The sequence below is a fragment of the Streptomyces sp. TRM68367 genome, assembly GCF_014495685.1.
In the GTDB taxonomy this organism is placed as follows: domain Bacteria; phylum Actinomycetota; class Actinomycetes; order Streptomycetales; family Streptomycetaceae; genus Streptomyces.
This window is the reverse complement of the sequence record NZ_JACTVI010000087.1, coordinates 1-22,650: the sequence shown is the minus strand read 5'-3', so window position 1 is coordinate 22,650 and position 22,650 is coordinate 1. Positions and strand designations below refer to the sequence as shown.

The following is a 22,650-nucleotide window of genomic DNA, read 5'->3' as shown; positions in this document are numbered from 1 at the left end:
CGGTTCCGGGGGGCGACCGAGGGAGGGTGCGCATGACGACGGACAGGGCCACCGCCGAGGGTGCGGACCAGGCCGCGGGGATCGAGGTGCGGCCGGCCGCCGGGCACATCGGAGCCGAGATCACCGGCGTCGACCTGGCCGGTGACCTCGACGAAGCCGTGATCGGCGCCATCCGGGCGGCGGTGCTGCGCTGGAAGGTGGTGTTCTTCCGGGGACAGCGCCTCGACCACGCCCGGCACGTGGCGTTCGCCCGCCGGTTCGGCGAACCGGTCGTGCTGCGGCGGCGCGGCACGGCCTCGCCGCCCGACGTCCCCGAGATCGAGACCACCGCCGACCGACTGGAGCTGGGCGGGCGGTACGGCATGGACCGCGACGAGTGGCTGCACCGCCGCCGGCACACGCTGCTGCGCGGCTGGCACTGCGACCACGGCGCCCGCGTCGACCCGCCCGCCGCGACGATCCTGCGCGCCGACACCGTCCCGCCGTACGGCGGCGACACCACCTGGTCCAGCCTGGTGGCCGCGTACGCCGGACTGTCCGCGCCGGTGCGCGCGTTCGTCGACGGACTGCGCGCCGAGCACCGGCTCGGGGTCGGCTACCAGCCCCGCCCCGGCGACGACGCCTACGTCCGCCACCTGCTGGACCACCAGATCGCCACCGAGCACCCGCTCGTGCGCGTCCACCCGGAGACGGGGGAGCGGGTGCTGCTCGTCAACCCCTACTACGTCGAGCAGATCACCGGCCTGTCCCGGGCCGAGAGCCGCGCGATCCTCGACATGCTGGTGGAGCAGGCGACCCGGCCCGAGTACACCGTCCGCTTCCGCTGGGAGCCGGGCAGCGTCGCCTTCTGGGACAACCGGGCCACCATCCACCTGGCCCCGAGCGACACCGCCCACCTCGACCACCCGCGGATCATGCACCGCGTGATGCTCGCCGGAGACGTGCCGGTCGGGGCCGACGGCAGGCCGTCCGAGGTGATCGTCGGCAGCGAACCCGGCCGCTGGTGATCAGGCGGCGGGCCGCCACCCCAGCGCCGGACCGAGCTTTGTCGCCATGTCGGCCGAGTCCGGATACAGCGGCCCTTGACCTGCTCGTAGTGCGTCGGCGGGCCGACACTCACGCCCGGGTTGAGGCGGCCGCCGGACAGCAGGTCCACCGTCGCCAGATCCTCGGCCAGCCGCAGTGGGTTCTCCCACCCCAACGGGATGACCGCGGTGCCGAGTTCGATCCGGCGGGTGCGCTGCGAGGCGGCGGCCAGGACGGCGACGGGGGAGGAGATGCCGTACTGCAGATGGCGGTGGAGCACCCAGGCGCTGTCGAAGCCGAGCCGCTCGCCCAGCTCGATGAGGTCGAGCGTGGACTCGTGACCGTGGCGCGGGTCCGCCTCGTCGAACAGCCCGATGGTCAGGAAGCCCAGCTTGCTGAGCGGTCGTGAGGTCGGGGGCACGGGCCCTCCGTCGTTCGTCGTTCAACGTCGTACGGCAGTGCCAACCGGACCACGACCAGCGGTGTTCCCGCCCCGCCCCCTCAGACCAGGGGGATCGTCACCTCGTCCTCGACGGGCGGGTCGACTTCCTGTGCGCGATGGCCCGTGGCCGCGTGGCAGCGCAGCCGGACCGCCTCGGGGGAGACGTCCAGGCGCAGGAAGCACTTGAAGAACGGCGGGCTGTAGGTCGCCGAACTCGGCGAGAACAGCTGCGTGTAGATCTTGCGCACGGGCAGCCGGAAGCGCTTGGCGCGGTCGGGGCGGCGACCGGTGCCCAGCAGACCGGCGACCAGGCGGACCCGCCGCGTCACACGGGCGGACGCGCCCGGCGCCCGGGTCGGCGGGATGCCGAGACGCTCGGCGATCACGGCCAACGCCTCGGCCTCGGTGAGCGTGAAGAAGCGGCGCAGGCGCAGCCGGCGGCCGTAGAGCCGGCTGTAGAAGGCGAGGGAGTCGCCGCGCAGCGGGTAGCAGCGGAAGTCCCGCTCGGTGACGCCCGCGACGGAGATCCGGGGGATGGTGTGGGTGGCGTGCATGAACGCTCCGCCGCCGCCCGCGACCACGTACTGCAGGGTGCGGCCGTCGGCCAACCGCACCGGGTAGCGCTGGTAGTTGTGGATGTCGCCGCCTATCGCCGCGACGTAGTGGTGGTCCGGGTCGCGGACGATCGCGTCGACGGTGCCGCCTCCGTCGATGGGGCACGGATGGTGCTCGCCGTCCACGTACAGGGGCGAGCCCGTGACGAGGATCTTCGGCCGCGGCCCTCGGGACACCTCCCGCAGCCAGGCCCCCTGCTCGGCGTCGAGGGTGCCCAGCAGCCCCGTGTCGATCCCTATGATCCGCACCGGCCCGGCGTCGATCGCCCAGTACGGGCCCGGCTGCACGGCCTGCTGTGCCGGGCCGGAGCGCAACTTCCGTGCCTCTGAGAGGTGTTGGCCGTCGTCGGGGCGCGGCCGGTGCCACAGCAGTGAGCGCAGCCAGGCGCGGGTCAGGGGGCGCGGCCCGGGCTCGGGCGGGAGCGGCGGGGCGTCGTCGCAGAAGACGCGCATGAAGGCGCCGAGGTCCTCGTACCAGTCGTGGTTGCCGGGTATCGCGTAGATCGGCGCCTGGTAGTCCTGGTACGGCTGGAAGAACTTCGTGCCGTAGTCGTCCGCACTGCCGACCGGGTAGATCACGTCGCTGGCGACGACCGCGAAGCTGGTGTGCTGACCCGCCTTCAGAAGCCCCGGGACAACGGCGTACTGGGGCTCGTCGCCCTCCCCGGTGTCGCCGATGACCAGGAAGGAGAAGCGGTCCGGATCGTCGCGCCGGATCACCTTGTCCGCCGGTGCGCCGGCGGCCGCCCGCTGTCCCACCCAGCGGCTGCGGGTACGGCCCGTGGGGTCGCCGAACCAGGAGGCCAGCACCCCGTTGCGGGCCGCCCACAGCGTCTTGGGGCTGAGCCAGGAGAGCTTCTCGACGCGGGGCGGCATCAGCTGCTGGTACGTGCCGCGTTCCGCGGTGGCGCTCCAGCCGGCACCCTCGGCTGTATCGCGTGAAGAGTCAGACACTGGTGCACCGTAACAACTGGACTGTTGAGGGGCAGAGTTGGGGTGATCTCCAGAACTCTCAGGAAATGGAGCCCTGCTGGTGTCGGGCCGTCACCACTCGTGGCCGCGCATGGAGGCCTCGTGCGAGTACGAGGACGCCCCCTGGCGAACCGGGGCGGAGTCCGGCCTGCCCGAAGGAGCCGAGTGCGTCTGTGACCGCGAGACGCGTCCCTCGAAGAGCGACCCGGAGTCGGTCGTGCCCCAGCCGGCGCCGCCGCCGGAACGCCGGGCCGCGGCGGACCTGTTCAGGTCACTCTCGCCCAGCACCAGGAGCGGGTCGAACATCACGACCACCCCGGCCAGCACCAGGAAGATGATCGGCCCGAGCAGCATGGGCAGCAGTAGCGAGGCCGGCGAGTCACCGGCCCAGGACTCGCCGGCGGTGTCGTGCACATGCACGCTGACCGCGGACATCCCCGTGTAGTGCATACCGGACACGGCCACCCCCATGACCAGGCTGGCGCCGAGGCTCGTGAGGAAGCCGCGGACCGTGACGGCCGACCACAGCGCGGCCGTCGCGGCGACGATCGCGATCAGGATGGAGAGCCCGACGGTGAACGCGTCGTAGCGGATGTCCCCGTCCAGCCGCATCGCGGCCATGCCCAGATAGTGCATCGCGGCGACCCCGAGACCGGTGACGACGCCCGCGACGGCCAGCGTGCTGGTGCTCGCACCGCGGTAGCCCACGGTGAACACGCCGATGCCGACCACGACGACCGCCACGGCGAGACTGAGCACGGTCGTCGGCACGTCGTAGCGGATCCGGGTCTCCTCGACCTGGAAGCCGATCACGGCGATGAAGTGCATCGTCCAGATGCCGCAGCCGATCGACGCGGCGCCCAGCGCCAGCCAACCGGGTTTCCAGGACTGCTGGTTGAGCAGAGACCGGACAATGCAGCGGAGCCCCAGCGCTCCGCCTAAGCAAGCCATCAGATACGCCGCCACCGGGGTCACCGCCCCGTAGCGGAACCCGTCGACCGTGCCGTCCATGTGCGCCAACTCCCCCCGAGTCAAGGCTTCTTGCAGGAAGCCAGGTCTACGGGGCAAATGCAAGGGCTTACCGCCAGTAGTCGATGAAGTTTGAAGCATTGCCGATTCACTTTGGTCACGCGGCGATGAAATCAAGCCACATTGAGGGGTTTTCGTCGCGGGCAGGCCCTCCCGTGATTGCGTCCGAACTCCGTCCCGGGAACCCACCGGGACGGGGAATCGTTCGTGTTTGCAATCCGTGTCCGCGTCCGCGGGCGGTCAGAGCGTCCGCTTCAGCAGGTCGAGCAGCGCCGCCCAGTGCCGCTCCTCCGCCGCCTCGTCGTACGCGGAGGTGTCGGCCTGCGTGTAACCGTGGCCGGCGCCCGCGTAGATCTCGCAGCGGTGCCGTACGCCCGCCGCGGTCAGCGCCTCCTCCAGGCGGGCGATCTGCTCCGGCGGAAGCGAGGGGTCGTCGTCGGCGTGGCCGAAGTACAGCTCGGCGGTAACGCGTTCGGCCACCAGGTGCGGGCTGTCCGGCGCGTCCGTCGCGAGTCGGCCGCCGTGGAAGCCGGCCGCGGCCGCCACCCGGTCCGGGTACGTGCCTGCGGTGCGCAGGGCGAGCCCCGCGCCCATGCAGTAGCCGGTCAGCGCCACCGGCCCGTCGGCCGCCGCCGGACACTCCGCCAGCCAGCGCAGATACGCACCGGCGTCGCGCATCGCCTGCTCCGGCGTCAGGTCCTGCATGATCGGGCGCAGCCGTTCGAAGATCTCCGGCCGTGCTCCCGGATCGATGAACTCGGGCATCTCGACCACGGGCGCGCGCCCGTGCCGGTAGAACACGTTGGGCACCAGCACCGTGTACCCGGCGCCCGCCAGCCGGTCGGCCATGGCCTTCAGTCGTGGCCGCAGCCCGAAGGCGTCCATGTAGAGCAGCACTGCGGGATGCGGGCCCCCGTCGCCGGGGTGCGCCAGATACGCGTCGGCGGTGCCGTCCTCGGTGGGGACGTCGACAGCGGTTGCCTGTACGGCGGTCATGACTGGGCTGCCTCTCTGTGGGGAATGTCGCCGATGACCCGTCCCGTGACGGGCGGATCATGGCCATCGTGGCACGCCCCGGCAAGGGCGTTTCCGCCCGCCCCCGCCGCCGAACGCCTGCTTGGGAGCCCCTTGTCCGGATCTTGGGGAACCGGTTACTCGAACCGCGCGGTGTCGCCCCCGCCGTGCCGCACGATCTCGGCCTCCCCGCCGGAGAAGTCGATGACCGTCGTCGGCTCGGTACCGCAGTCCCCGGAGTCCACCACCGCGTCCAGCACATGGTCGAGCCGGTCCTTGATCTCCCAGCCCTGCGTCATCGGCTCCTCCTCGCCGGGCAGCAGCAGTGTGCTGGACAGCAGCGGCTCACCCAGCTCGGCGAGCAGCGCCTGCGTGACCACGTGGTCGGGGATGCGCACGCCCACCGTCTTCTTCTTCGGATGCTGCAGCATGCGTGGCACCTCCTTCGTCGCGGGCAGGATGAACGTGTAGCTGCCGGGCGTCGACGCCTTGATCGCCCGGAACACGTCGTTGTCGACCCGCACGAACTGGCCGAGCTGCGCGAAGTCCTGGCACACGAGGGTGAAGTGGTGCCGGTCGTCCAGCTTGCGGATCGCCCGGATCCGGTCGATGCCGTCGCGGCTGCCCAGCCGGCAGCCCAGCGCGTAGCAGGAGTCCGTGGGATACGCGATGAGCGCGTCCGCACGGACACCGTCGGCGACTTGGGCGATGGAGCGCGGCTGGGGATTGTCGGGGTGCACGTCGTAGTACTTCGCCATCCATCGAGCTTATGCCGCCCACGCGCCCTGGCCGCGCACGCCGCCTCTGAAAACGAGGGCTGAGCGAGCCAACCCAGGGGCGCGGGACTGAGTCGATGCCCGGCTCCGCCGCGTGGGCGCGCCAAGCCACAGCGCGCCCGCACTCGCGCAGGCCACAAGAACCCCTACGGCGCGCGCGGCATGAGCCCAGGCGAACCCGTGAGGTACCGTCCACCGATGGGGCCGCGGGACGGCACTGCACGACGAGGAGAACACCGAGGTGACAGGCAGAGAGGACGCGATACGGCAGTCGGACGGGCAGCCGGCGTGGGCGCAGGAACTGCTCGACCACTTGCGGCCGGCCGGCCGCGACATCCGCAGGGTCGTCGCCTGGCTCGCCGGCACCGCACACGCGTCCGTGTCCCTGCAGGACGCCACCGGCACCCTGCTCGCCGGCCCCCGCCTGCCGCTGGACCAGGACCTCGTCGCCGGCATCGCCACCGGACGGATCGCCTCCGCCGCCTGGCAGGGGCAGGGCAGCCACCTGCGCCTGGTGAAAGTGGACCACCCGCACCCGCACCCGGCCAGGTCCTGCGTCCTCGCCGTCTCCCGCGAGGCCCCGTTCGACCGGCACACCTCCGACATCGTCACGCACACCGCCCAGGTCCTCGAACTCCTGCTGACCGCCCACGAGTCCACCGCTGCCGGACACCGGCTCAGACGGGCCGCCGCCGACCTGCGCCTGGCGGTCCTGCAACTGCTCATGGTGGAGGACACGGTCTCCGCGCGCCGCGTCGCCGCCGGACTCTGGCCCGGCCTGCTCGACACCGACACGGCGTGCGTCTACGTCGTCGAGACCGACCCCGCGCAGCGCGACCGCTTCGCCGAGGCGTGCCTGGGCGCCACCGACGAACAGGCCCTCGTCGTCCGCTGCCCGGCCACCGACGGGCACGTGATCGTCCTCGTCCCCCGCGAGGACCTCGCCCCCGCCCTGCGGTCGCTGGTCGAACGGCACCCCGGCACCTACCTCGGCGGCAGCGTCCGGCACAGCCTCGCCCGCACCGCCACCGCCTACGGACAGGCCGTCAGCGCCCTCGCCATCGCACGCTTCCGGCCGGACAGGACCGCGGTGTACGCCGAGCGCACCCGCGCCGAGCGCCTGATGGACCCGGCCGCCCTGCGCACCTGGACCGCCCGCGTCCTGCACCCCCTCGACACGCTCGCCCACCACACCCGCGCGGAACTCCTCGCCACCACCCGGCTCGGCCTCGAATTCACCGCCGTGAACACCGCCAAGATCCTCGGCGTCAGCCGCAACACCGTCCGCGCCCGCATGGAACGCGTCGAGGGCCTGCTGCGCACGGACTTCACCGACCTCACCGCCCGCGCCGTCGTCCACCTCGCGCTGAACGCCCAGGCCGGCCTCCAGGACGCGCCCCTCACCGGCGACACCGGACATCCCGCCCCCGGCCTCGCCGACCCGCTGGCCGGACCCGCGGTGCGCACCTGGGCCGAGGACTTCCTGGGACGCCTCGACCCGGACACCCGCAACCTGCGCCGCACCCTGCGCACCTGGATCGCCGCCGGCGGCAACGCCGAACGCGCCGCGCAGACCCTCGGCGTCCACCCGCAGACCGTGCGCGAACACGTCCGCAGCGCCGAGCCCGTCCTGGCCCGCCAGCTGCTCGCCGGCGGCAGCGACCTCTACGAGGTCGTCCTCGCCCACCTGGCCGTCGGAGACCTCGACCGACCCGCCCTCCACGGGACGAAGCCGGACCATCCGGACTCACCTGTGCACGGCTGAGTCCTCCCACCGCAGCAACGGGCATGAACGCGGTTCACAACCACTGCGCCCGGGACGTAAGTTCGACACCCCGCAGGGGCACGACCGGAACGGGGGACCGGTCGCGCCCCCGCGGCGCGGCTCAGCCGCGCAGCCGTACCGGTATCTCCTGCCAGCCGAAGGCGATGAACGACGGCACCTGCCGCAGTTCGTCGCCCGCCGCGGCCAGCCGCAGCCCGGGGAACCGCTCGAACAGCGCGGGCAGCGCGGTCAGCGCCTCCACCCGGGCCAGCGGCGCGCCGATGCACCGGTGCACCCCGATACCGAACGCCAGATGGTCGTCGGCGGCCCGCGTGGCGTCGAAGACGTCCGCGCCGGCCCCGTAGTGGGCGGGGTCCAGCCCCGCGGCCGCGTACGTCGTGATGATGGCGTCCCCGGCCGGCACGGTCACGTCACCGACGGTCAGGTCGGTGACGGCGAACCGCAGCGGCAGCGAGGCGATCGACGGATGCACCCGCAGCGTCTCGTCCACCACGGCGTCCCAGCCCAGCTCCCCGGAGCGCACCGCCGTCAGCTGCTTTGGATGCCGCAGCAGCGCCACGACCGCGTTGCCGATCAGATTGACCGTGGTCTCGAAGCCCGCCCCGATCACCAGCAGCAGCGTGTACAGCAGTTCCTCGTCGCTGAGCCGGTCGCCGTCCTCGTCCCGCACCCGGATCAGCTCGGTCGTCATGTCGTCGCCCGGGTGCGCGCTCTTGTGCGCGATGAGCGCGGGCAGCACCGTCCCGATCTGCTGCTGCACGAACGCGGCGTGCTCCGGGCTCGGGTCGGAGGTGTCCATGATGGCCGCGATCAGCCGCCCGGTGTCCTCCCGCATCTCCTCCGGGACACCGAACAGTTCGCAGATCATCCGCATCGGCAGCGGATGCGCGAACGCCGCCCGCAGATCGACCGCCTCCCCGCCGGCCGCGTCGAGGCCGTCGAGCAACTCCGCGGTGATCGCCTCGACCCGCGGCCGCATCATCTCGGTGCGCCGGTGCGTGAAGCTCGGCGCCACCAGCTTGCGCAGCCGCGCGTGGTCGGCGCCGTACGTGGAGAGCATGTTGACCACGCCGACCCAGCCCAGGATCCAGCCCCAGGACGGATGCTCGCCGACCTCGGGCCACAGCCGCCAGTGCAGCCGCGGATCCTTGCTGACCCGCGGATCGAGGACGAGCTCCATGAGCACCTCGTATCCGGTGGGCGCCCAGGCCGGGATGCCGCCGGGCAGCTCGACCGGCACGATCGGGCCGAGCGCGCGCAGCCGGGCGATCTCGCCGGGGATGTCGGCGCCGAGCGGGTCGAGGGCGATGCGGTCGGTGACGGTCACGACGGTCCTCCAGGATGGTCGGGGGAGCGGGGGCTGAACCGCACGGGCAGCGCGGTCAGCGAGCGGTGGAAGGGGCCCGGCCGCCAGGTCAGGCGCTCGCGCGGCAGCACGGGGTCGAGGTCGGGCAGCCACTGGGTGAGCCGCTCGATCGCCTCGATGGCGATGAGCAGCGTGTGCTGCTTGACCGGGCAGGCGTGCGGACCCGCCGACCACGACAGGTGCGAGGCGTCACCCGGGTTGCGGGAGGCGCCGTACTCCTGCTCGGCGGCATGCGCGAGCGCCCCGTAGGAGATCACCACGGGCACCGCGGCCCGGATCAACACGCCGTGGAACGTCATGGCCCGGCGGGCGTAGTGGATGCCGTAGTTCGCCAGCGGCGTCTCGTGGTGCAGCACGTCGAGCACCGCGTCCCGCACGGGCCGGGCACCGCTGGTCAGCGTTGAGTAGTACGCCGGGTTGCCCAGGATCCTGGACAGCGCGTTCGACACCAGGTTCGAGGTCGGCTCGTGGCCCGCGCCGAGCGTGAGGAACACCTGCCAGGTGACCTCCTCCGGGGTCAGCCCGGCCGGGTGGTCGAGGAGGCGGCTGGGCAGGTCGTCGCCGCGCCGCTCGGTCTTGGCGGTGATCAGCTCGAGCACGTACCCGCCGTACTCGGCCTCGCCCTCGGCCGCCTGCGGGCCGCCCTCCATCATCTTGCCCAGTGCCGCGTTCAGGCGGTCGCTCTGGTCGTCCGGCAGCCCGAACAGGCTGTTGAACACCAGCGCCATCAGCGGCCGCGCGAAGTCGCCCACCAGATCGGCCTCGCCACGCGGCCCGAACCGGCTCACGAGCAGATGCACCGCCCGGTGCACGCGGCCCCGCAGGTCGTGCGGTTCGACCGGGTCGAAGGTGTCGATCAGCGTGGTGCGGTAGCGGATGAGCGCGGCGCCGTCGGCGAACAGCGTGTTGGGCCGCCACCGCATCATGCCGAGGACCGGCGAGTCGTCGGGCACCGTGGCCTCCCACGGCCGCGGGTCGTGCGAGAAGGTCTCGGCATCGTCCGGTCGGCGAACGCGGCCGCCGCGGTACGGCATGCCCCCTGCACGCTGCTGGTGATCGCCGCCACCCGCTCGGCCGACGGCCGCGTGAGCGCGTCGGTGTAGCCCGTCACGAGCCCGTCCCTGGTCAGCAGGACGGCGGCCACGACGTGCGGCACCTGCAGGATCGGCTCCAGCACCCACGCCGTGTCGCCCGTCTCGCGGCTGGTCATCGAGCCGCTCCCCCCTCGTGGTCATTGTGTTCGGTTTCGTGCCGCGCGGGGTCGGCGGAGGCGGCCGTCCCGTCGGCCTGCCCGCGCGCCCGCGCGCGCTCCGGTACGGCTCCGCCGAAGGGGGCGCCACCGCCGTCCGGCCCGGCCGCGGCACGCGCGGCGGCGGTCCCGGACTGCAGCGCGCCGAGTGCGGCGGCGGCCTCCTCGGGGCCGCGGGCCGGACGCCGCGGGGGCGTGTCGTGGGCGCCGCCGGTCTGCGCGACCGGAGGCCTGCGCCGCCGACGCTGCGGCAACCCGCCGGAGTCCCGCGGGTCCCGGTGCTCCGGTACGGGGTGACGGCGCCGCCGTCCGGCTCGGCCCCGCAACCGTGGGACGTGGCGGACGCGGCAGCGCAGGTCCCGCTCTCCCCGGCGTCCGACGCGTCGGGCGCTTCCGCAGTGTCCGGAAGGTCCCGTCGGGTGGAGCGCGGGGCGCTGGCGGCCGGCGGCTTCTCCTCGGGGTCGATACGGGTCAGCAGGTGGCTGTCGACCCGCAGCACCGCGCGCACGCCGCCGTACGGCGAGGGGGACGAAAGATCCACGCCCAGGTCGAACTGCCGGGTCAGCTGACCGATCGCGGCGAGCCCCATACGCGGCGGGTCACCGAGGTCGGTGAGCAGGATCGGCTCGGAACCGGCCACCGTCCGCTGGGCCCGGGTCCGTTCGTCCTGCGTCATGCCGAGCCCCGCGTCGTCGACCGTGACGCACACACCGTGATAGACGTGCTCCAGGTTGACCACCACGTCGGTGTCCGGGGCGGAGTGCCGCAGCGCGTTGTCGAGCAGCTCGGCGACGGTGATCGCCACCGGCTCGACCGCGTGCGACACCAGCGCGGTCCCGGCCTGAAGATGGTTGTGCACGCGGACTCGGTGGTATCCCGCGAGCCGCGCCTGACCCCCCGTCACCGCGTCGACGAGATGGGACTCCTCGCGGGCCAGCCCGACCCAGGCCCCGCACACCACCGCCGCCACCTGCGCGCGCCGCAGCGACTGCTCGTTCTCGTGGTCCAGTTCGAACAGGGTCTGCGCCAATTCGAGGTCTTCGTAGCGCTGTTGCAGCCCCCGCAGGGCGTCCTGCAGGCGGTACAGCGCCGCCTGGATCTCCCGCGTCGCCCCGCGCATCCCGGCCTGTGCCGCGGCGTCGATCCGCGTGCGCTGCGCGGCCAGTTCGGCGCGCAGCCCGTGCAGGACGTCCTCCAGCGCGACGCCCAGCCGCGAGCCGGACGTCTGCGGGTGCAGCGGACCCGGAACGCTGACGTGCGGATGCGTCAGCTGCCGGGCGGCGGCGGGCAAGCACCGCGCCGCCAGATGCTCCACCTCGGCCGTCAACGCCTGTAACGCGCCGTCGAGTTGGTTGTGCAACGCGGCCGTCCGCGCGCGCTGCGTGGCCAGTTGACGCCGTGACCGCAGTAACCCGCCGCCCAGGGCGAGCGCGGACAGCGTGCCGACGGCGAGACCGCCGACAACCAGGTCCGGTAGTTCGATCATCGAATCGGTTCCATGGGACGTCGGACAGGACGAGCTCCGGCCCTCTGGCGAAGGTGCTCGCAGCACAGTACACACCGTCATCGACCGCTCTCGCACGGTTGACGGAACACTTCGCTCCGAAATTGTCCGCGACCCGTTCACTTCTGAGCCAACTGTCGGAAATGCCGTGGAGATTGGGCGAGTTGGCGCGGAGGGCGCGGCGAGCATGGCGCCGTTCACCTACATGAACGCTCCCGAGCGGCTCTCCCGTGTGACCGGGTACCGGCCAGGGAACCCGGCGGGCATGAGAGAGCCCGCGGACACCTACCGCTCGTACTGGCTGGACACGGCACCCCCCGGTGACCTGGCGCCCGCCCCGGAGAGCGACCTCACGGTGGACGTCGCCGTCGTCGGCGCAGGCATCGCCGGACTCAGCACCGCCTGGGAACTGAGCCGGCACGGGCGTGAGGTCGCCGTGCTGGAGGCGGACCGGCTCGCCGCCGGCGTCACCGGCCACACCACGGCCAAGCTCAGCGCGCTCCACACCCTCGTCTACGACCACCTGCGCCGCACCCGCGGCAGCGAGGGGGCCCGCCTGTACGCACGCTCGCAGACGGAGGCGATCCGCCGCGCCGCCGAGATCACCGCCGGCCTCGGCATCGACTGCGACTGGGAGGAGACGGCCGCCTACACCTTCGCCCTCGACCCGGGGCGGACCGGCGCACTGAAGGCGGAGGCGGACGCGGCCCGCGAGGCCGGACTGCCCGCCGAGTACGTCACGGACACCGACCTGCCGTTCCCGGTCGCGGGCGCGGTCCGGGTCGCGGACCAGGCCCAGTTCCATCCGCGCAAGTACCTGATGGCACTGGCCGACGACATCCGGCGCCGGGGAGGCCGCCTGCACGAGCACACCCGCGTCGTCGCACTCACCGAGGGAACCCCCTGCGTCCTGAAGACCGAGCAGGGCACGCGGGTCGCCGCGGAGTCCGTCGTGGTCGCCACCCACTATCCCGTCTTCGACCGGGCCCTGCTGTTCACCCGGCTCTCGCCGCGCCGCGAACTCGTGATCGCCGCCCCCATCGGCTCCGCCGAAGCCCCGGGCGGCATGTACATCACGCCCGAACAGAACACCCGCTCGGTCCGCACCGCGCCCCACGGGGACGGACAGCGCCTGCTCATCGTCACCGGAGAGCACTTCACCCCGGGCACCGGCGGCGACATCGAGGAACGCTTCGGGCGCCTCACCGACTGGGCCGAACGCCACTTCGGCGACCTGACCGTCACCCACCGGTGGGCCACCCAGGACAATGACTCCACCGACTCCGTGCCGCTCGTCGGGCCGCTGCACGCCGGCAGCCGCCACGCCTACGTCGCCACCGGCTTCGGCGGCTGGGGACTGAGCGGCGGCATCATGGCCGGCCGCCTCATCTGCGACCAGATCACCGGCCGCGCCTCGCCCTGGAGCGAGCTGTACGACCCCCGCCGCATCGCCTCCGTGGTCCGGGAGGGCACCGAGTTCCTCAAGCACCAGGCCCAGGTGGCACGGCACTTCGTCGGCGACCGCCTGCCCGCCCTGACCAGTGGCTCGGCCGACGACATCGCCCCCGGCGACGGCGCCGTCGTCCACATCGGCGGCCGGCGTTGCGCCGTGCACCGAGACGCCGACGGCCAGCTGCACGCCGTCTCCGCGTGCTGCACCCACCTGGGCTGCCTCGTCGCGTTCAACCGGACGGAACGCGCCTGGGAGTGCCCCTGCCACGGCTCCCGTTTCGACCCGGACGGACACGTCCTGCAGGGCCCCGCCGTGTATCCCCTGAAGCGGCGTGAGATCTGAGAGTTTCGCAAGAGTTCCCGGAACATGTGAACACAGCGGGACCCGCCCGTGTATGGGACCGGGGGATTTCATGCCCGGTCCGCCACGCAGCGTAGGAGTACTCCCTTGAGACGCAACAAGCGCAGACGCCCGACAGGCCCGAGACGCACGACTTCGCCGCGGTCGCGCTGATCCTCGGCGGAGGCGGACTCATGGCCGCGAACGTCTACGCCTCGGCGACCGAGGACGGCTCGGGCGGGGAGCAGACCCGGCAGACCACCAGCGGAGCCCCGGGCGCCGCCACGATCGACTGCCCGGACGCCGCCGCCCGCCTGACCTCGGTGCCCGAGCAGGCCCAGGCGGAGGTGGACAGGGAACTCGCCCTCCTGGACGAGCAGATCGCCAAGGCCAACCAGCGACTCCAGACGTCGGCGCAGTCCGTGCAGCAGAACCCCGGCTTCGCGACAACGCCATCATGAACCCGCTGAAGGACAAACGGACCGCGACCCTGGAGCGCATCGCGATCGCCATCGACCGGGTCGGCGACCGCCCCGAAGGGCTGGAGTCCCTCGCGGCCTGCACGCTGCGGCCAACGGCGAACGACGCCACGGACAGCCAGAACGGCCAGGACGGGAACGCCGGCCAGGACCAGGGAAGTGACAGGGACCAGGACGGTCAGGAGCACGGCGGCGGGGACCAGGCCGGCCAGCAGGGCGGGAACGGCGGACAGGCGGGCAACGGCCCCGTCGCCGCCGACGACGCGGACATCACCACCGTCACGCCCAACGCGACCGGCCCGCGCCTGACAGGGAACGCCTCGCGGGGCACCTTCACCACCAGCTGCGGAGTGAACGAGAACGGCCTGTTCAACTCCGACAACATCATCGTCGCCCCGGGCGTCAGCAACGGCGCCCACCACTTCCACGACTACGTCGGCAACCAGGCCAACAACGCCCTCGCCAGCGACGAGGACCTGGCCAACGCCGACACGAGCTGCGAGAACAAGGGCGACAAGTCGACCTACTACTGGCCGGTCCTGCGCCTGCAGAACGGCACCCAGGAGCAGGACGCCAACTTCCCGGGCGGCGGCATCGAGGGCAACGCCGGCGAGATCGTCACGCCGAAGCAGGTCACGCTGGACTTCGTGGGCAATCCGCGCGGCGAGGTCACCGCCATGCCGAAGCTGCTGCGCATCATCACCGGTGACGCCAAGGCGTTCGTCAACGGCACCGCCAACGCCAACGCCTCCTGGAGCTGCACCGGCTTCGAGGACCGGCAGCTGAAGGACAAGTACCCGCTGTGCCCGCGCGGCAGCGACGTGGTCCGCACCTTCAGGTTCCAGAGCTGCTGGGACGGCAGCAACATCGACAGCGCCAACCACCGCACCCACGTGGCCTTCGCCGACACGAGCGGAAACTGCCCCGAGGGCTTCAAGGCCATCCCGCAGCTGGTGCAGCGCATCGTCTACGACGTCGACGCCCCGAGCCTGAAGGACGGCGGCCGCACGACCCCGCTGTTCGCCGTGGATTCCTTCCCCGAGCAGCTGCACAAGCCGGTCACGGACCACGGCGACTTCATCAACGTCTTCGACGAGGCCCTGATGCGGGAGATGGTCGACTGCATCAACGAGGGCCGCAAATGCGGTTCCCGCGCCGACCAGAGCGGTGGTGAGCCCCCAGAGCAGCCGACCCAGACACCTGGGCAGCCGACGCAGAACCCTGAGCCGCCCGAGGGCGACGGCAGCGCCGGACAGGAGCCCGGCGACACCGGCGGTGCCAAACCCGCCGAGCCCACGGCCGGCACCCCGGACACCGAACCGCAGGACGACGGCGCCGCCGCACCTCCCGCCACGGCTGATCCGCAGGACGCCGGCTCCGCCCCCGGCAAGGCGGAACCCGAGATCCGCTCGACGACGGCCCCCACCGCCCGCAGCACCGCGGCCGCAGGCCAGGCCGGAACCACGGACCCCTATGGCGACGATGCCGCCGACGCCGCGCAGTCGCCGACCGCCGGAACGCCGACCGCCCAGGCCCTGCCCCCTTCCGGCGCCGACCGGACCGAGCCGCAGGAGGTCAACGGCGGCCTGGCCGACACGGGCGCGAAGCTGTGGCCCGCCCCGGCAGGGGCGCTTCTGGTGATGGCGGGAGTCGTCCTGCTCCGGCGCGTGCGCCGCGGCAGCGCCTGACAGCAGCCCCCGGGCGACACGTCGACGACGGCAGGATCCGTAGGGAGGGATCCTGCCGTCGTCTCGAACGAATCGAACGCGCCATCACGGCCGCGAGGTGGCGCAGAAGTGGCGCAATCGAATGTTGCCGCCCTGTTTCATCGCGCGCAGGCTGGTGTGATGGGAGCGCTCCCATCTTCGCCGGAACCCCACATCCGAAAGAAGGAGATCATGAATTGTCATGATCGCACCAAGAGGCCTCCACGCTCACGTCTGACGCTCGTCCTGACCGTGCTCGCCGCGGCCCTGCTCTCCCTGCTCCCCTGGAGCGGCACCGCCGTGGCCCACGGTTCCGTCGTCGACCCGGCATCCCGCAACTACGGTTGCTGGCTCCGCTGGGGGAGCGACTTCCAGAACCCGGACATGGCCCAGCAGGACCCCATGTGCTGGCAGGCCTGGCAGGACAACCCCAACGCCATGTGGAACTGGAACGGCCTGTACCGCAACGGTTCCGCCGGCAACTTCCAGGCCGTCGTCCCCGACGGCCAGTTGTGCAGCGGCGGCCGGACCGAGGGCGGTCGCTACAACTCCCTCGACGCCGTCGGCGCCTGGAAGACGACGGACATCGGCGACAACTTCACCGTGAAGCTGTACGACCAGGCCAGCCACGGCGCCGACTACTTCCTCGTCTACGTCACCCGTCAGGGCGTCGACCCGGCCACTCAGCCCCTGAAGTGGAGCGACCTCCAGCTGGTCGCCCGCACCGGCAAGTACGCCCCGAGCCAGAACTACTCGATCCCCGTGAGCACCTCGGGCCTCACCGGCCGCCACGTTGTGTACACGATCTGGCAGGCCTCGCACATGGACCAGACGTACTTCCTGTGCAGTGACGTGAACTTCCGCTGACCCGCCGAACCCCGCCGGACGCGGACGGCGTCCGGCGGGACCGCGCGGAGACGAACCGCTACGGAGGGCAGACAGCTGCACAGAGGCCAGACAACTGCACAGAGGGGAAGACAGCCGCCGTGCCCCGCGGTGTGGCCGAAGCCACGCCACGAGGAGGTTCCGTCCCATCCCCTCCCGCCCGTGCCGCGGGCTACCGTTTCCGCAAGCTCCTGTTCCAGCAAGCTCCTGATCCACCGGAAGAACCTCGGACGGCCCGGCAGTGCCCAAAGATCTCTCCCTGCTCATCGCGGCCACCGCCCAGTGGCTGGCCCGCGCCTACCCACCCTCCGGCGGTGCGCTGGCCTCCGTCCTGTGCGAGGTGCAGGCGCGGCAGGCCGTCACGGTCGCTGCCTGGCTGCGGTACCCCACGGCCATGGACGCCGCACTGGTCGGGATGGCGGGCCCCGGTGGCTCGGCACGGCTCGACTGGATCACCGGCGCGGACGGCGCCGCCCGGGACGACGAGGCGGCGGACTCCGCCTGGCGCACCTGGGTGGACGAGGTCGTGGCGAGCTGGGCGGTCAGCCTCCTCACCGACCCGGAACTGGCCGGCCTGGCGGTGGCCGCGCTCGCCGAGGGCGATCACACGATCGGTACCCCGGTCGAGTTCCGGCGTCTGCTCGCACCCGACGACGGTGACCGGCGGGCGGCGGCGCTGCTGCGCCATCCCGACCTCGTCGCACCGGTGGCCGCCCTCCACCGCGCCGCGCTCCTTGACTGCCTCGGACCGGGCCAGGCACTCATCGCCTGAGTCGCGCCCGGTGGGCAGGGCAGGCAGAGAGTCGAGGCAGAGCCCCGATCAGGCCGCCGTACTCAGCGCCTCCCGACCGGAGGCCGCACTCTCCCTCGCCGGCGCGGACACCGGTACGGCGGACTGGCGCGACCACAGGCGAAGCCCGCCCCGACGGCACCAGTGATGATCCGTCCCCCGGCCACGGGGGCGCCACGGGCCCCGGCCAGCTCCATGAGGAGGCCGAGAGCGGGAGGTCCGGCGAGACGCCACCCGGTGCCTGCCTCAGGCGCCGAGGATGCGCCCGCGCAGGTGGGGCAGGGGGTCGGTCTGGGGACGGCCGCCCCGGCGGTGTCCGAAACGGACTCGACCACGGCCATCGGCAGCACGAGCACCAGCAGCCCGGCCAGCGACGGCGAGCCCGGTCGCCACCTGCAACAGCGCGCCCGCGGCGGCCAGCGTGCCGACGATCCGGACGGCGGGCCGGCGCAGCCGGGCACCCAGCACCCCACCGATGATGCCGTCGACGGCGAGCACGCTGTCGAGCCGGTCGAACGCCACCAGCAGGGCGGTGGTAAGGCGATCAGACCGAGGATGACCTGACTGACGGCGGCCGTCAGCTTCCGCGGCCACCGGTCGACTGCGGCGCCGCCCAGCAGGCCCATGAACATCCACCGAGTCGGTTACGGCGCTGACCATGCTTACAGACAGGCCGGCAAGTCGAGGGCGCCGCACCGTGCCGCATCACCGTACGACCGCCACATGCCCATGCCCGCCCGTCAGTTGCGGCGCGAGTGTGGTTGATCACGCCACTTGACCACTCGCGCCTCACATGCACCGCAAAAATCCCACCAGCCTTACCTTGCCATCCGCCCAGCTACCGTCGAAATTCGACAAACACGACGCCGCACCCCGTATCAGGGCATGAAGAGGGGGCCCGTCGCAGCGACTACGGACCCCCTTCACGCCGACCGGGAACGCGCAGCACTCCCGGAACTACCCGACGACGCGACCTGCCGGAGCCGCAACCGGACTCAGGCCTGCTTGCCCCTCCCGGTGAACGCGTCCCGCAGCCGGTCGACCAGGCCGGCACCCGGTGCCAGCAGCTTGTTGGCTGGAGGCTTGCTCGGAGCCGACGGGTGCGGACGCGTCGGCGCCATCTTCTTCGCCTGGCGAACCTTGTCGCCCAGCTGATCGAGCGCGTCCGTCGGACACGCCTGCCGCAGCCTGGGGAAGAGATTTTCCTCCTCGTCGGCCACATGGCTGCGGATCTCGTTCATCAGCATGCCCAGGAGCCGGTCGAAGTCCGGATCGTCCGCCTGGCAGCCGTCCAGGTCCTTCATGAGCCGCTCGGCCCTGGAGTGATCGTCGATCTCCTTGTCGGCCAGGGCGTCCCCGTTCGCCACATGCTCACGCACGGCCGGATAGAGATAGGCCTCCTCGGCCACCGAGTGCCGCACGAGCTCCATAGTGGCCTGGTCGGCGTATACCTTCCGGTTCTTGTCACTGGGCGGCAGCGCCTCGATCCGCCCGAAGATCTCCTCGACCTCCCGGTGATCGGTCACCAGCTCGTCGATCACGTTTCCACCATGCCCCATGTCCTTCACCTCCAGTCCGGACGCGACAGCTCCCCAAGGAGCCGTCTCTGCCCCCGAGTGCCCCCACTCGGCCGGGTGACACGATGCGGACGCCGATCATCATCGGCACGACCGCCGACTGCGGCCGCGGCCAAGGGCGACTGGAGTACGACGGCGTCGCCATCAGAACCGTGGCCTCTACTACATCCCCGGCATCCTGCGCACCGCCCTGGCCGACCCCGGCGTCGACGACAACCCTTTCTTGACCGGCTTCCCGATCAGAGGCAACCGCGTGATGCGGTGGACCACGTCCTGGTCGGGCCCACACCGGTTGTCCAGTCAGCTGGCTGCCCGCAGGCGCCCGGGCTGGTCCGCGGTGTCCACCGGCGCCAAGGCCACCGCCGACATCGACGTATACGAGAGGCTGTTCCCACCGAGTTGCCGGCGCCCGCCGCGAGAGAGCCGACTGCACACCAGAATCAGAGGGCGTGCCTTCCCTGATGCTCTTTCAGGGCGCCTGCACACGCGCTCGCCCTGGCAGAACTCGAGGTGTCCTGCCAGGGCGAGCCGGAGGTGAATGTTCCCGCGCGTTGCCGGACATGGGCGCTGCTCCCGATGACCGCGCGCCGAGCGGCGGGTCAGCGGGTGAACGTGGCCCGGTGTTCCTTCAGGGCGGCGCAGTTGGAGCCGGATACCTGGACGTGGATGCCGGCGATGTGGCCGCCCCAGTCGACGCAGTGGCCCTTGCCGTACACGTAGGTCGGTCCGGCGTAGGACGTGAACTGCCCGGAGTCCGAGTCTCCCTCGTCGGTGTCGGGGATGTAGACCCATGCGGACATGTCCGCGGCGGTGCCTGGGTTGGTGCGGATCGTGGCCACGCAGTTCTGGCCGTTGGCGGCGTTGTAGGTCAGGTAGACGGTGCCCAGTGAGCCGATGGGCGCCGAGTTGACGGTCTTGTAGCCGCTACCGCAGACTTTCTGCGGTGTGGTGTTGGGCGCGGCGGAGGCGGGCGTCGCCAGCGCGGTGGTAGCCCCTGCGGAGAGGACCGCTAATGCGACGGCAGCCAGCACGGAACGAGCAGATTTCACGTTTCCCCCTCATTGGTCATGGAGTTGGTTGCTCCTGTCTGGTGTGACCCCTGAGGCACCCGAAGGGTTGCATCGTCTTTTCCGTCACTCTCTCGCCTTGAGGGGTGACCCGAGACGGGCACCGGGGTCCTCAACTCTCAGCGCGCTGTTCCTGATGAGCCGCAGTGTCGTGATCGGCCGTGGGCTGCCGGCTATGAGACACCGGCAGGCGCGTGGACGTGAGCGTCGCCATGTGGTGATGGCATGATCGCTTGGAACTGCTCGGCTGCCGTTTGCTGTCCTACGACAATGCCTGTCGGCCCGCGCCGCCGCAGCGCCTCCCGCTGGTGCCGCGGCTGGTCGTCAGCTCGGCCTCCAAGCTTGCCGCTGCCTTGATCGGTTGTCGCGCACGCGCCTGCGGAACCGGCCTTCCCGGAACCCCTCGTTCGTGGCCTCGCCGGAGCGGCGAAGCGAACGCCCGGCAAGCCGGAGTAGACCGCAGCTTCCTCTACCGCCACCGCGACCTGCTCGAAATCGTCCACGCCGCCGAACTCGAACCGGCAGCCCAGGACCCAGTCGGCGGATCGCCGGTGAGCCGGGCCTCACTCCAGGCCGACCTCGCCAACGCCCAGGCTCGCAACACCCGCCTGGCCGCCCGAATTCAGCAGCTGGAGAAACGACTGTCGCAGGCGCTCGGAGCTCAGGCCTGGCAGGAGTCCGGGCTCGGAGCCCCGGCGGACATCGACGAACTCCAGCGGAAGATCACGAGGCTTGAGCAGCAAAACGTCGAGCTGACTGCCAAGTTGGAAGAGAGTCGGTCCGACCTTGATGCCGCACGAGAGGCCAACCTGGACCTGACCAGAGCTCTCAGCCAGCGCGGCTGAGAGGTTCTGTCGGCGTCGCCTCCTGCATACGACCTGCCCGACGGATGGCGCCACGAACGCCGACAGCCAGCGCCCAGAACAGGAGAGGGAAAGCAGCGACCCGTTCCATGCCGCCCATGCCGAGACCGAGGTAGTGGCGGGAGAGGAACAGTCCGAAGGCGGTGATCGCTGTGACTCCCAGCAGGCTGGTGCCCCACCGCAGGGGGGTCGGTATGTGTTCTGCCAGGGCGAACCCTGCCATGGCGAGACCGATGTTGCCCGCTGCCATGATGAGGAGGGCGCCCAGGACATGTTGGTTCTCGTTGACGTCCGCAGGTGCCAACCCGGCCAGCACGAATCCTACGCCGGCACACGCGAGCAGCAGGCGGGCCATGGCAGCGGCCCGTCCTCTGCGCCACAGGACACCACCGGTCAGGGCGACGCCAACAACGAGCAGCACTCCCAGGGCGACGAATGAAGCATTCATCAGGCCGTGCTCGGGGGAACAGATATACCGCGGCTCGGGATCTGGCTGCAGAGCGCAGTGAGCGTTGCCTAAATCACTGATGTTGTTCCCCGCCCAGCTATACGGTCTGGCCCAAGCCGACTCGGCAATCCAGTGGATGACGAAGAACTGCACCACGCCCACGATCCATGCCGAGTACCCGATCCTGACTCTCACCTGTCCACCTTCCGTCACGCGAATCACGTGCGGACAGCCGATCATGCGGGGCCGGACCCAGGCACTCCGACGAGCCCCCTAAAACAGTGTGGGGCAGGCCCTACTGCGGCGGGGGAATAGGAGTTCGCGGAACGAGGCTTACGACTCCTCTCATCGAGCTTCGTCGCAAGTAGCGCCACATATGTTGCACGCGACATGGTCGCTCACACCGGCGCTGAGCTGCACAAAGTGGTCCCCACTCGCCTCGCGCCACACGGTTACCCCCAGAGAAGACGGCGGATAGCTGCGGGGCATGACGGCCTCCGGAGGCTGCTGGACGGTCGATTCTCCAGCGACCCGACTCCACCAGACCCAGGGCAGACCACCACGAAGCCGGGGTCAGCTCACCGGGGCGGGGCGTCGTCTTGGTGGACCGAGCGGAGCAACCCCCATGCCGTCCCCACGCCAGCCTGCAACACATATACGCCCAGCTCCGGCCTCATCCTGGGGAGCCGGTCCTGGCGGGCCGGGCGGCGCACGTACCGTTGCGGCCACCCCGCGGTGTCCTGCGGCCCCAGCCACACGTCATCCGCTGCCGCGACTTCCTCCAGCGCGGCGCGCAGTGTCTCGGCGACCCTTTCCGCCGGTTCAACTTCCCTACAGCGGCAAGCACATGAGTGAGGTGGTGCGCAGCTGCCCGTGCCGCTTGACCAGGCAGGTCCGCCACCAGGTGGTCGACCATCACGGCGAGCATCCGGTCGGCCCTGGGTCGCGCTGGGTCCACCCCCAAGCGCCGCTGGCCGTCCAGTTCCGCCGCGTCCGCGTGCGCTTCGAGGGTGTCGGCGACCTGCTCGGCCCGGCCCTGGAGGATCTCCAGGGCCCTCTCGCCGACCCAGCTCTCGGCGGCGGGGTCGGTCTTGGCGAAGAAGCACCAGGCCGCGCCCCACGCGTACTCCAGCACGTGAACGAAGTCGATCAGCAGGCGTACCTCCAGCCCGCGCGTGTCGCACTGATCATGGATCAGGTCCAGCTGATGGCGGGCGCCGTCGACCAGCATCACCCATTCCCGCTCCCGGTCCGGGTCGCGGCGC

At 71.4% G+C, this 22,650-nt stretch carries 15 protein-coding genes and 6 pseudogenes; 7 read left to right on the top strand and 14 right to left on the bottom strand.

Annotated elements, in window-relative coordinates; genetic code table 11:
• Positions 1 to 32 precede the first annotated feature (32 nt).
• Positions 33 to 1,007, top strand: coding sequence for a TauD/TfdA family dioxygenase (locus H8R17_RS35515; RefSeq protein WP_187827329.1), 975 nt, complete (start codon positions 33 to 35; stop codon positions 1,005 to 1,007).
• Between the two features lie 48 nt (positions 1,008 to 1,055).
• Here H8R17_RS35515 and H8R17_RS35510 read toward each other — a convergent pair.
• The 5 genes and pseudogenes from H8R17_RS35510 to H8R17_RS35490 form a co-directional block, all read right to left on the bottom strand.
• Positions 1,056 to 1,447 (bottom strand): annotated as a pseudogene (locus tag H8R17_RS35510) (LLM class flavin-dependent oxidoreductase); the annotation flags it as partial.
• A gap of 80 nt (positions 1,448 to 1,527) precedes the next feature.
• On the bottom strand, positions 1,528 to 3,036 hold the full coding sequence (locus H8R17_RS35505; protein WP_187827328.1) for a metallophosphoesterase: 1,509 nt from the start codon (positions 3,034 to 3,036) through the stop codon (positions 1,528 to 1,530).
• Between the two features lie 90 nt (positions 3,037 to 3,126).
• A complete protein-coding gene (locus H8R17_RS35500) occupies positions 3,127 to 4,065 on the bottom strand; it encodes an MHYT domain-containing protein (RefSeq protein ID WP_187827327.1) in 939 nt (312 codons plus the stop codon).
• 258 nt (positions 4,066 to 4,323) lie between these two features.
• Positions 4,324 to 5,079 carry a dienelactone hydrolase family protein gene (locus tag H8R17_RS35495; protein ID WP_187827326.1) on the bottom strand — a complete coding sequence of 252 codons (756 nt, stop codon included), beginning with the start codon at positions 5,077 to 5,079 and terminating at the stop codon, positions 4,324 to 4,326.
• Positions 5,080 to 5,234: 155 nt separating this feature from the next.
• Positions 5,235 to 5,855 (bottom strand): L-threonylcarbamoyladenylate synthase, encoded by a 621-nt coding sequence (locus H8R17_RS35490; protein WP_187827325.1) that lies wholly within the window; start codon positions 5,853 to 5,855, stop codon positions 5,235 to 5,237.
• 259 nt (positions 5,856 to 6,114) lie between these two features.
• Between H8R17_RS35490 and H8R17_RS35485 the strand changes: the two genes are divergently transcribed.
• The gene (locus H8R17_RS35485) at positions 6,115 to 7,638 is read left to right on the top strand and encodes a helix-turn-helix domain-containing protein (RefSeq protein ID WP_187827324.1); all 1,524 of its coding nucleotides are present in this window, start codon (positions 6,115 to 6,117) and stop codon (positions 7,636 to 7,638) included.
• A gap of 121 nt (positions 7,639 to 7,759) precedes the next feature.
• Here H8R17_RS35485 and H8R17_RS35480 read toward each other — a convergent pair whose 3' ends face one another.
• The 4 genes and pseudogenes from H8R17_RS35480 to H8R17_RS49505 all read right to left on the bottom strand — a co-directional run.
• Positions 7,760 to 8,986 carry a cytochrome P450 gene (locus tag H8R17_RS35480; protein ID WP_187827323.1) on the bottom strand — a complete coding sequence of 409 codons (1,227 nt, stop codon included), beginning with the start codon at positions 8,984 to 8,986 and terminating at the stop codon, positions 7,760 to 7,762.
• Positions 8,983 to 10,023: pseudogene (locus H8R17_RS35475) on the bottom strand (cytochrome P450); the annotation flags it as partial. The pseudogene H8R17_RS35475 and the gene H8R17_RS35480, both read right to left, overlap by 4 nt.
• Positions 9,948 to 10,235 carry a roadblock/LC7 domain-containing protein gene (locus H8R17_RS35470; RefSeq protein WP_316959623.1) on the bottom strand — a complete coding sequence of 96 codons (288 nt, stop codon included), beginning with the start codon at positions 10,233 to 10,235 and terminating at the stop codon, positions 9,948 to 9,950. The pseudogene H8R17_RS35475 and the gene H8R17_RS35470, both read right to left, overlap by 76 nt.
• A 754-nt stretch (positions 10,236 to 10,989) precedes the next feature.
• Positions 10,990 to 11,394: pseudogene (locus H8R17_RS49505) on the bottom strand (ATP-binding protein); the annotation flags it as partial.
• 649 nt (positions 11,395 to 12,043) lie between these two features.
• Here H8R17_RS49505 and H8R17_RS35460 point away from each other — a divergent pair.
• The 4 genes and pseudogenes from H8R17_RS35460 (at position 12,044) to H8R17_RS35445 (ending at position 17,412) form a co-directional block, all read left to right on the top strand.
• Positions 12,044 to 13,573, top strand: coding sequence for an FAD-dependent oxidoreductase (locus tag H8R17_RS35460; protein WP_187827322.1), 1,530 nt, complete (start codon positions 12,044 to 12,046; stop codon positions 13,571 to 13,573).
• Positions 13,574 to 13,764: 191 nt separating this feature from the next.
• Positions 13,765 to 15,737: pseudogene (locus tag H8R17_RS35455) on the top strand (DUF1996 domain-containing protein).
• Between the two features lie 210 nt (positions 15,738 to 15,947).
• Positions 15,948 to 16,622 (top strand): lytic polysaccharide monooxygenase, encoded by a 675-nt coding sequence (locus H8R17_RS35450; RefSeq protein WP_187827321.1) that lies wholly within the window; start codon positions 15,948 to 15,950, stop codon positions 16,620 to 16,622.
• Between the two features lie 259 nt (positions 16,623 to 16,881).
• Positions 16,882 to 17,412, top strand: coding sequence for a hypothetical protein (locus H8R17_RS35445; RefSeq protein ID WP_187827320.1), 531 nt, complete (start codon positions 16,882 to 16,884; stop codon positions 17,410 to 17,412).
• Between the two features lie 48 nt (positions 17,413 to 17,460).
• On the opposite strand, the pseudogene H8R17_RS47730 reads toward H8R17_RS35445, so the two are convergent.
• From H8R17_RS47730 to H8R17_RS35430, 3 genes and pseudogenes are all read right to left on the bottom strand, one after another.
• Positions 17,461 to 17,982 (bottom strand): annotated as a pseudogene (locus tag H8R17_RS47730) (MFS transporter); the annotation flags it as partial.
• Between the two features lie 443 nt (positions 17,983 to 18,425).
• Positions 18,426 to 18,989: a hemerythrin domain-containing protein gene (locus tag H8R17_RS35435; protein ID WP_187827318.1), complete on the bottom strand. Its 564-nt coding sequence runs from the start codon at positions 18,987 to 18,989 to the stop codon at positions 18,426 to 18,428.
• 617 nt (positions 18,990 to 19,606) lie between these two features.
• Positions 19,607 to 20,056, bottom strand: a complete 450-nt coding sequence (locus H8R17_RS35430) for a spore-associated protein (RefSeq protein ID WP_187827317.1) — start codon at positions 20,054 to 20,056, stop codon at positions 19,607 to 19,609.
• Positions 20,057 to 20,307: 251 nt separating this feature from the next.
• Here H8R17_RS35430 and H8R17_RS47725 point away from each other — a divergent pair, with 251 nt between their 5' ends.
• Positions 20,308 to 20,919: a hypothetical protein gene (locus H8R17_RS47725; RefSeq protein WP_187827316.1), complete on the top strand. Its 612-nt coding sequence runs from the start codon at positions 20,308 to 20,310 to the stop codon at positions 20,917 to 20,919.
• Here H8R17_RS47725 and H8R17_RS35420 read toward each other — a convergent pair.
• Both H8R17_RS35420 and H8R17_RS35415 read right to left on the bottom strand, forming a co-directional pair.
• Positions 20,903 to 21,541 carry a DUF998 domain-containing protein gene (locus H8R17_RS35420; RefSeq protein ID WP_187827315.1) on the bottom strand — a complete coding sequence of 213 codons (639 nt, stop codon included), beginning with the start codon at positions 21,539 to 21,541 and terminating at the stop codon, positions 20,903 to 20,905. The two genes, H8R17_RS47725 and H8R17_RS35420, sit on opposite strands and share 17 nt — an antisense overlap.
• A gap of 517 nt (positions 21,542 to 22,058) precedes the next feature.
• A pseudogene (locus H8R17_RS35415) lies at positions 22,059 to 22,650 on the bottom strand (hypothetical protein); the annotation flags it as partial.

Coding starts and splice junctions, on each gene's coding strand:
- H8R17_RS35515 (WP_187827329.1), top strand. CDS start 33: ATGACGACGGACAGGGCCACCGCCGAGGGTGCGGACCAGGCCGCGGGG.
- H8R17_RS35500 (WP_187827327.1), bottom strand. CDS start 4,065: ATGGACGGCACGGTCGACGGGTTCCGCTACGGGGCGGTGACCCCGGTG.
- H8R17_RS35495 (WP_187827326.1), bottom strand. CDS start 5,079: ATGACCGCCGTACAGGCAACCGCTGTCGACGTCCCCACCGAGGACGGC.
- H8R17_RS35490 (WP_187827325.1), bottom strand. CDS start 5,855: ATGGCGAAGTACTACGACGTGCACCCCGACAATCCCCAGCCGCGCTCC.
- H8R17_RS35470 (WP_316959623.1), bottom strand. CDS start 10,235: ATGACCAGCCGCGAGACGGGCGACACGGCGTGGGTGCTGGAGCCGATC.
- H8R17_RS35460 (WP_187827322.1), top strand. CDS start 12,044: ATGAGAGAGCCCGCGGACACCTACCGCTCGTACTGGCTGGACACGGCA.
- H8R17_RS35450 (WP_187827321.1), top strand. CDS start 15,948: ATGAATTGTCATGATCGCACCAAGAGGCCTCCACGCTCACGTCTGACG.
- H8R17_RS35435 (WP_187827318.1), bottom strand. CDS start 18,989: ATGGGGCATGGTGGAAACGTGATCGACGAGCTGGTGACCGATCACCGG.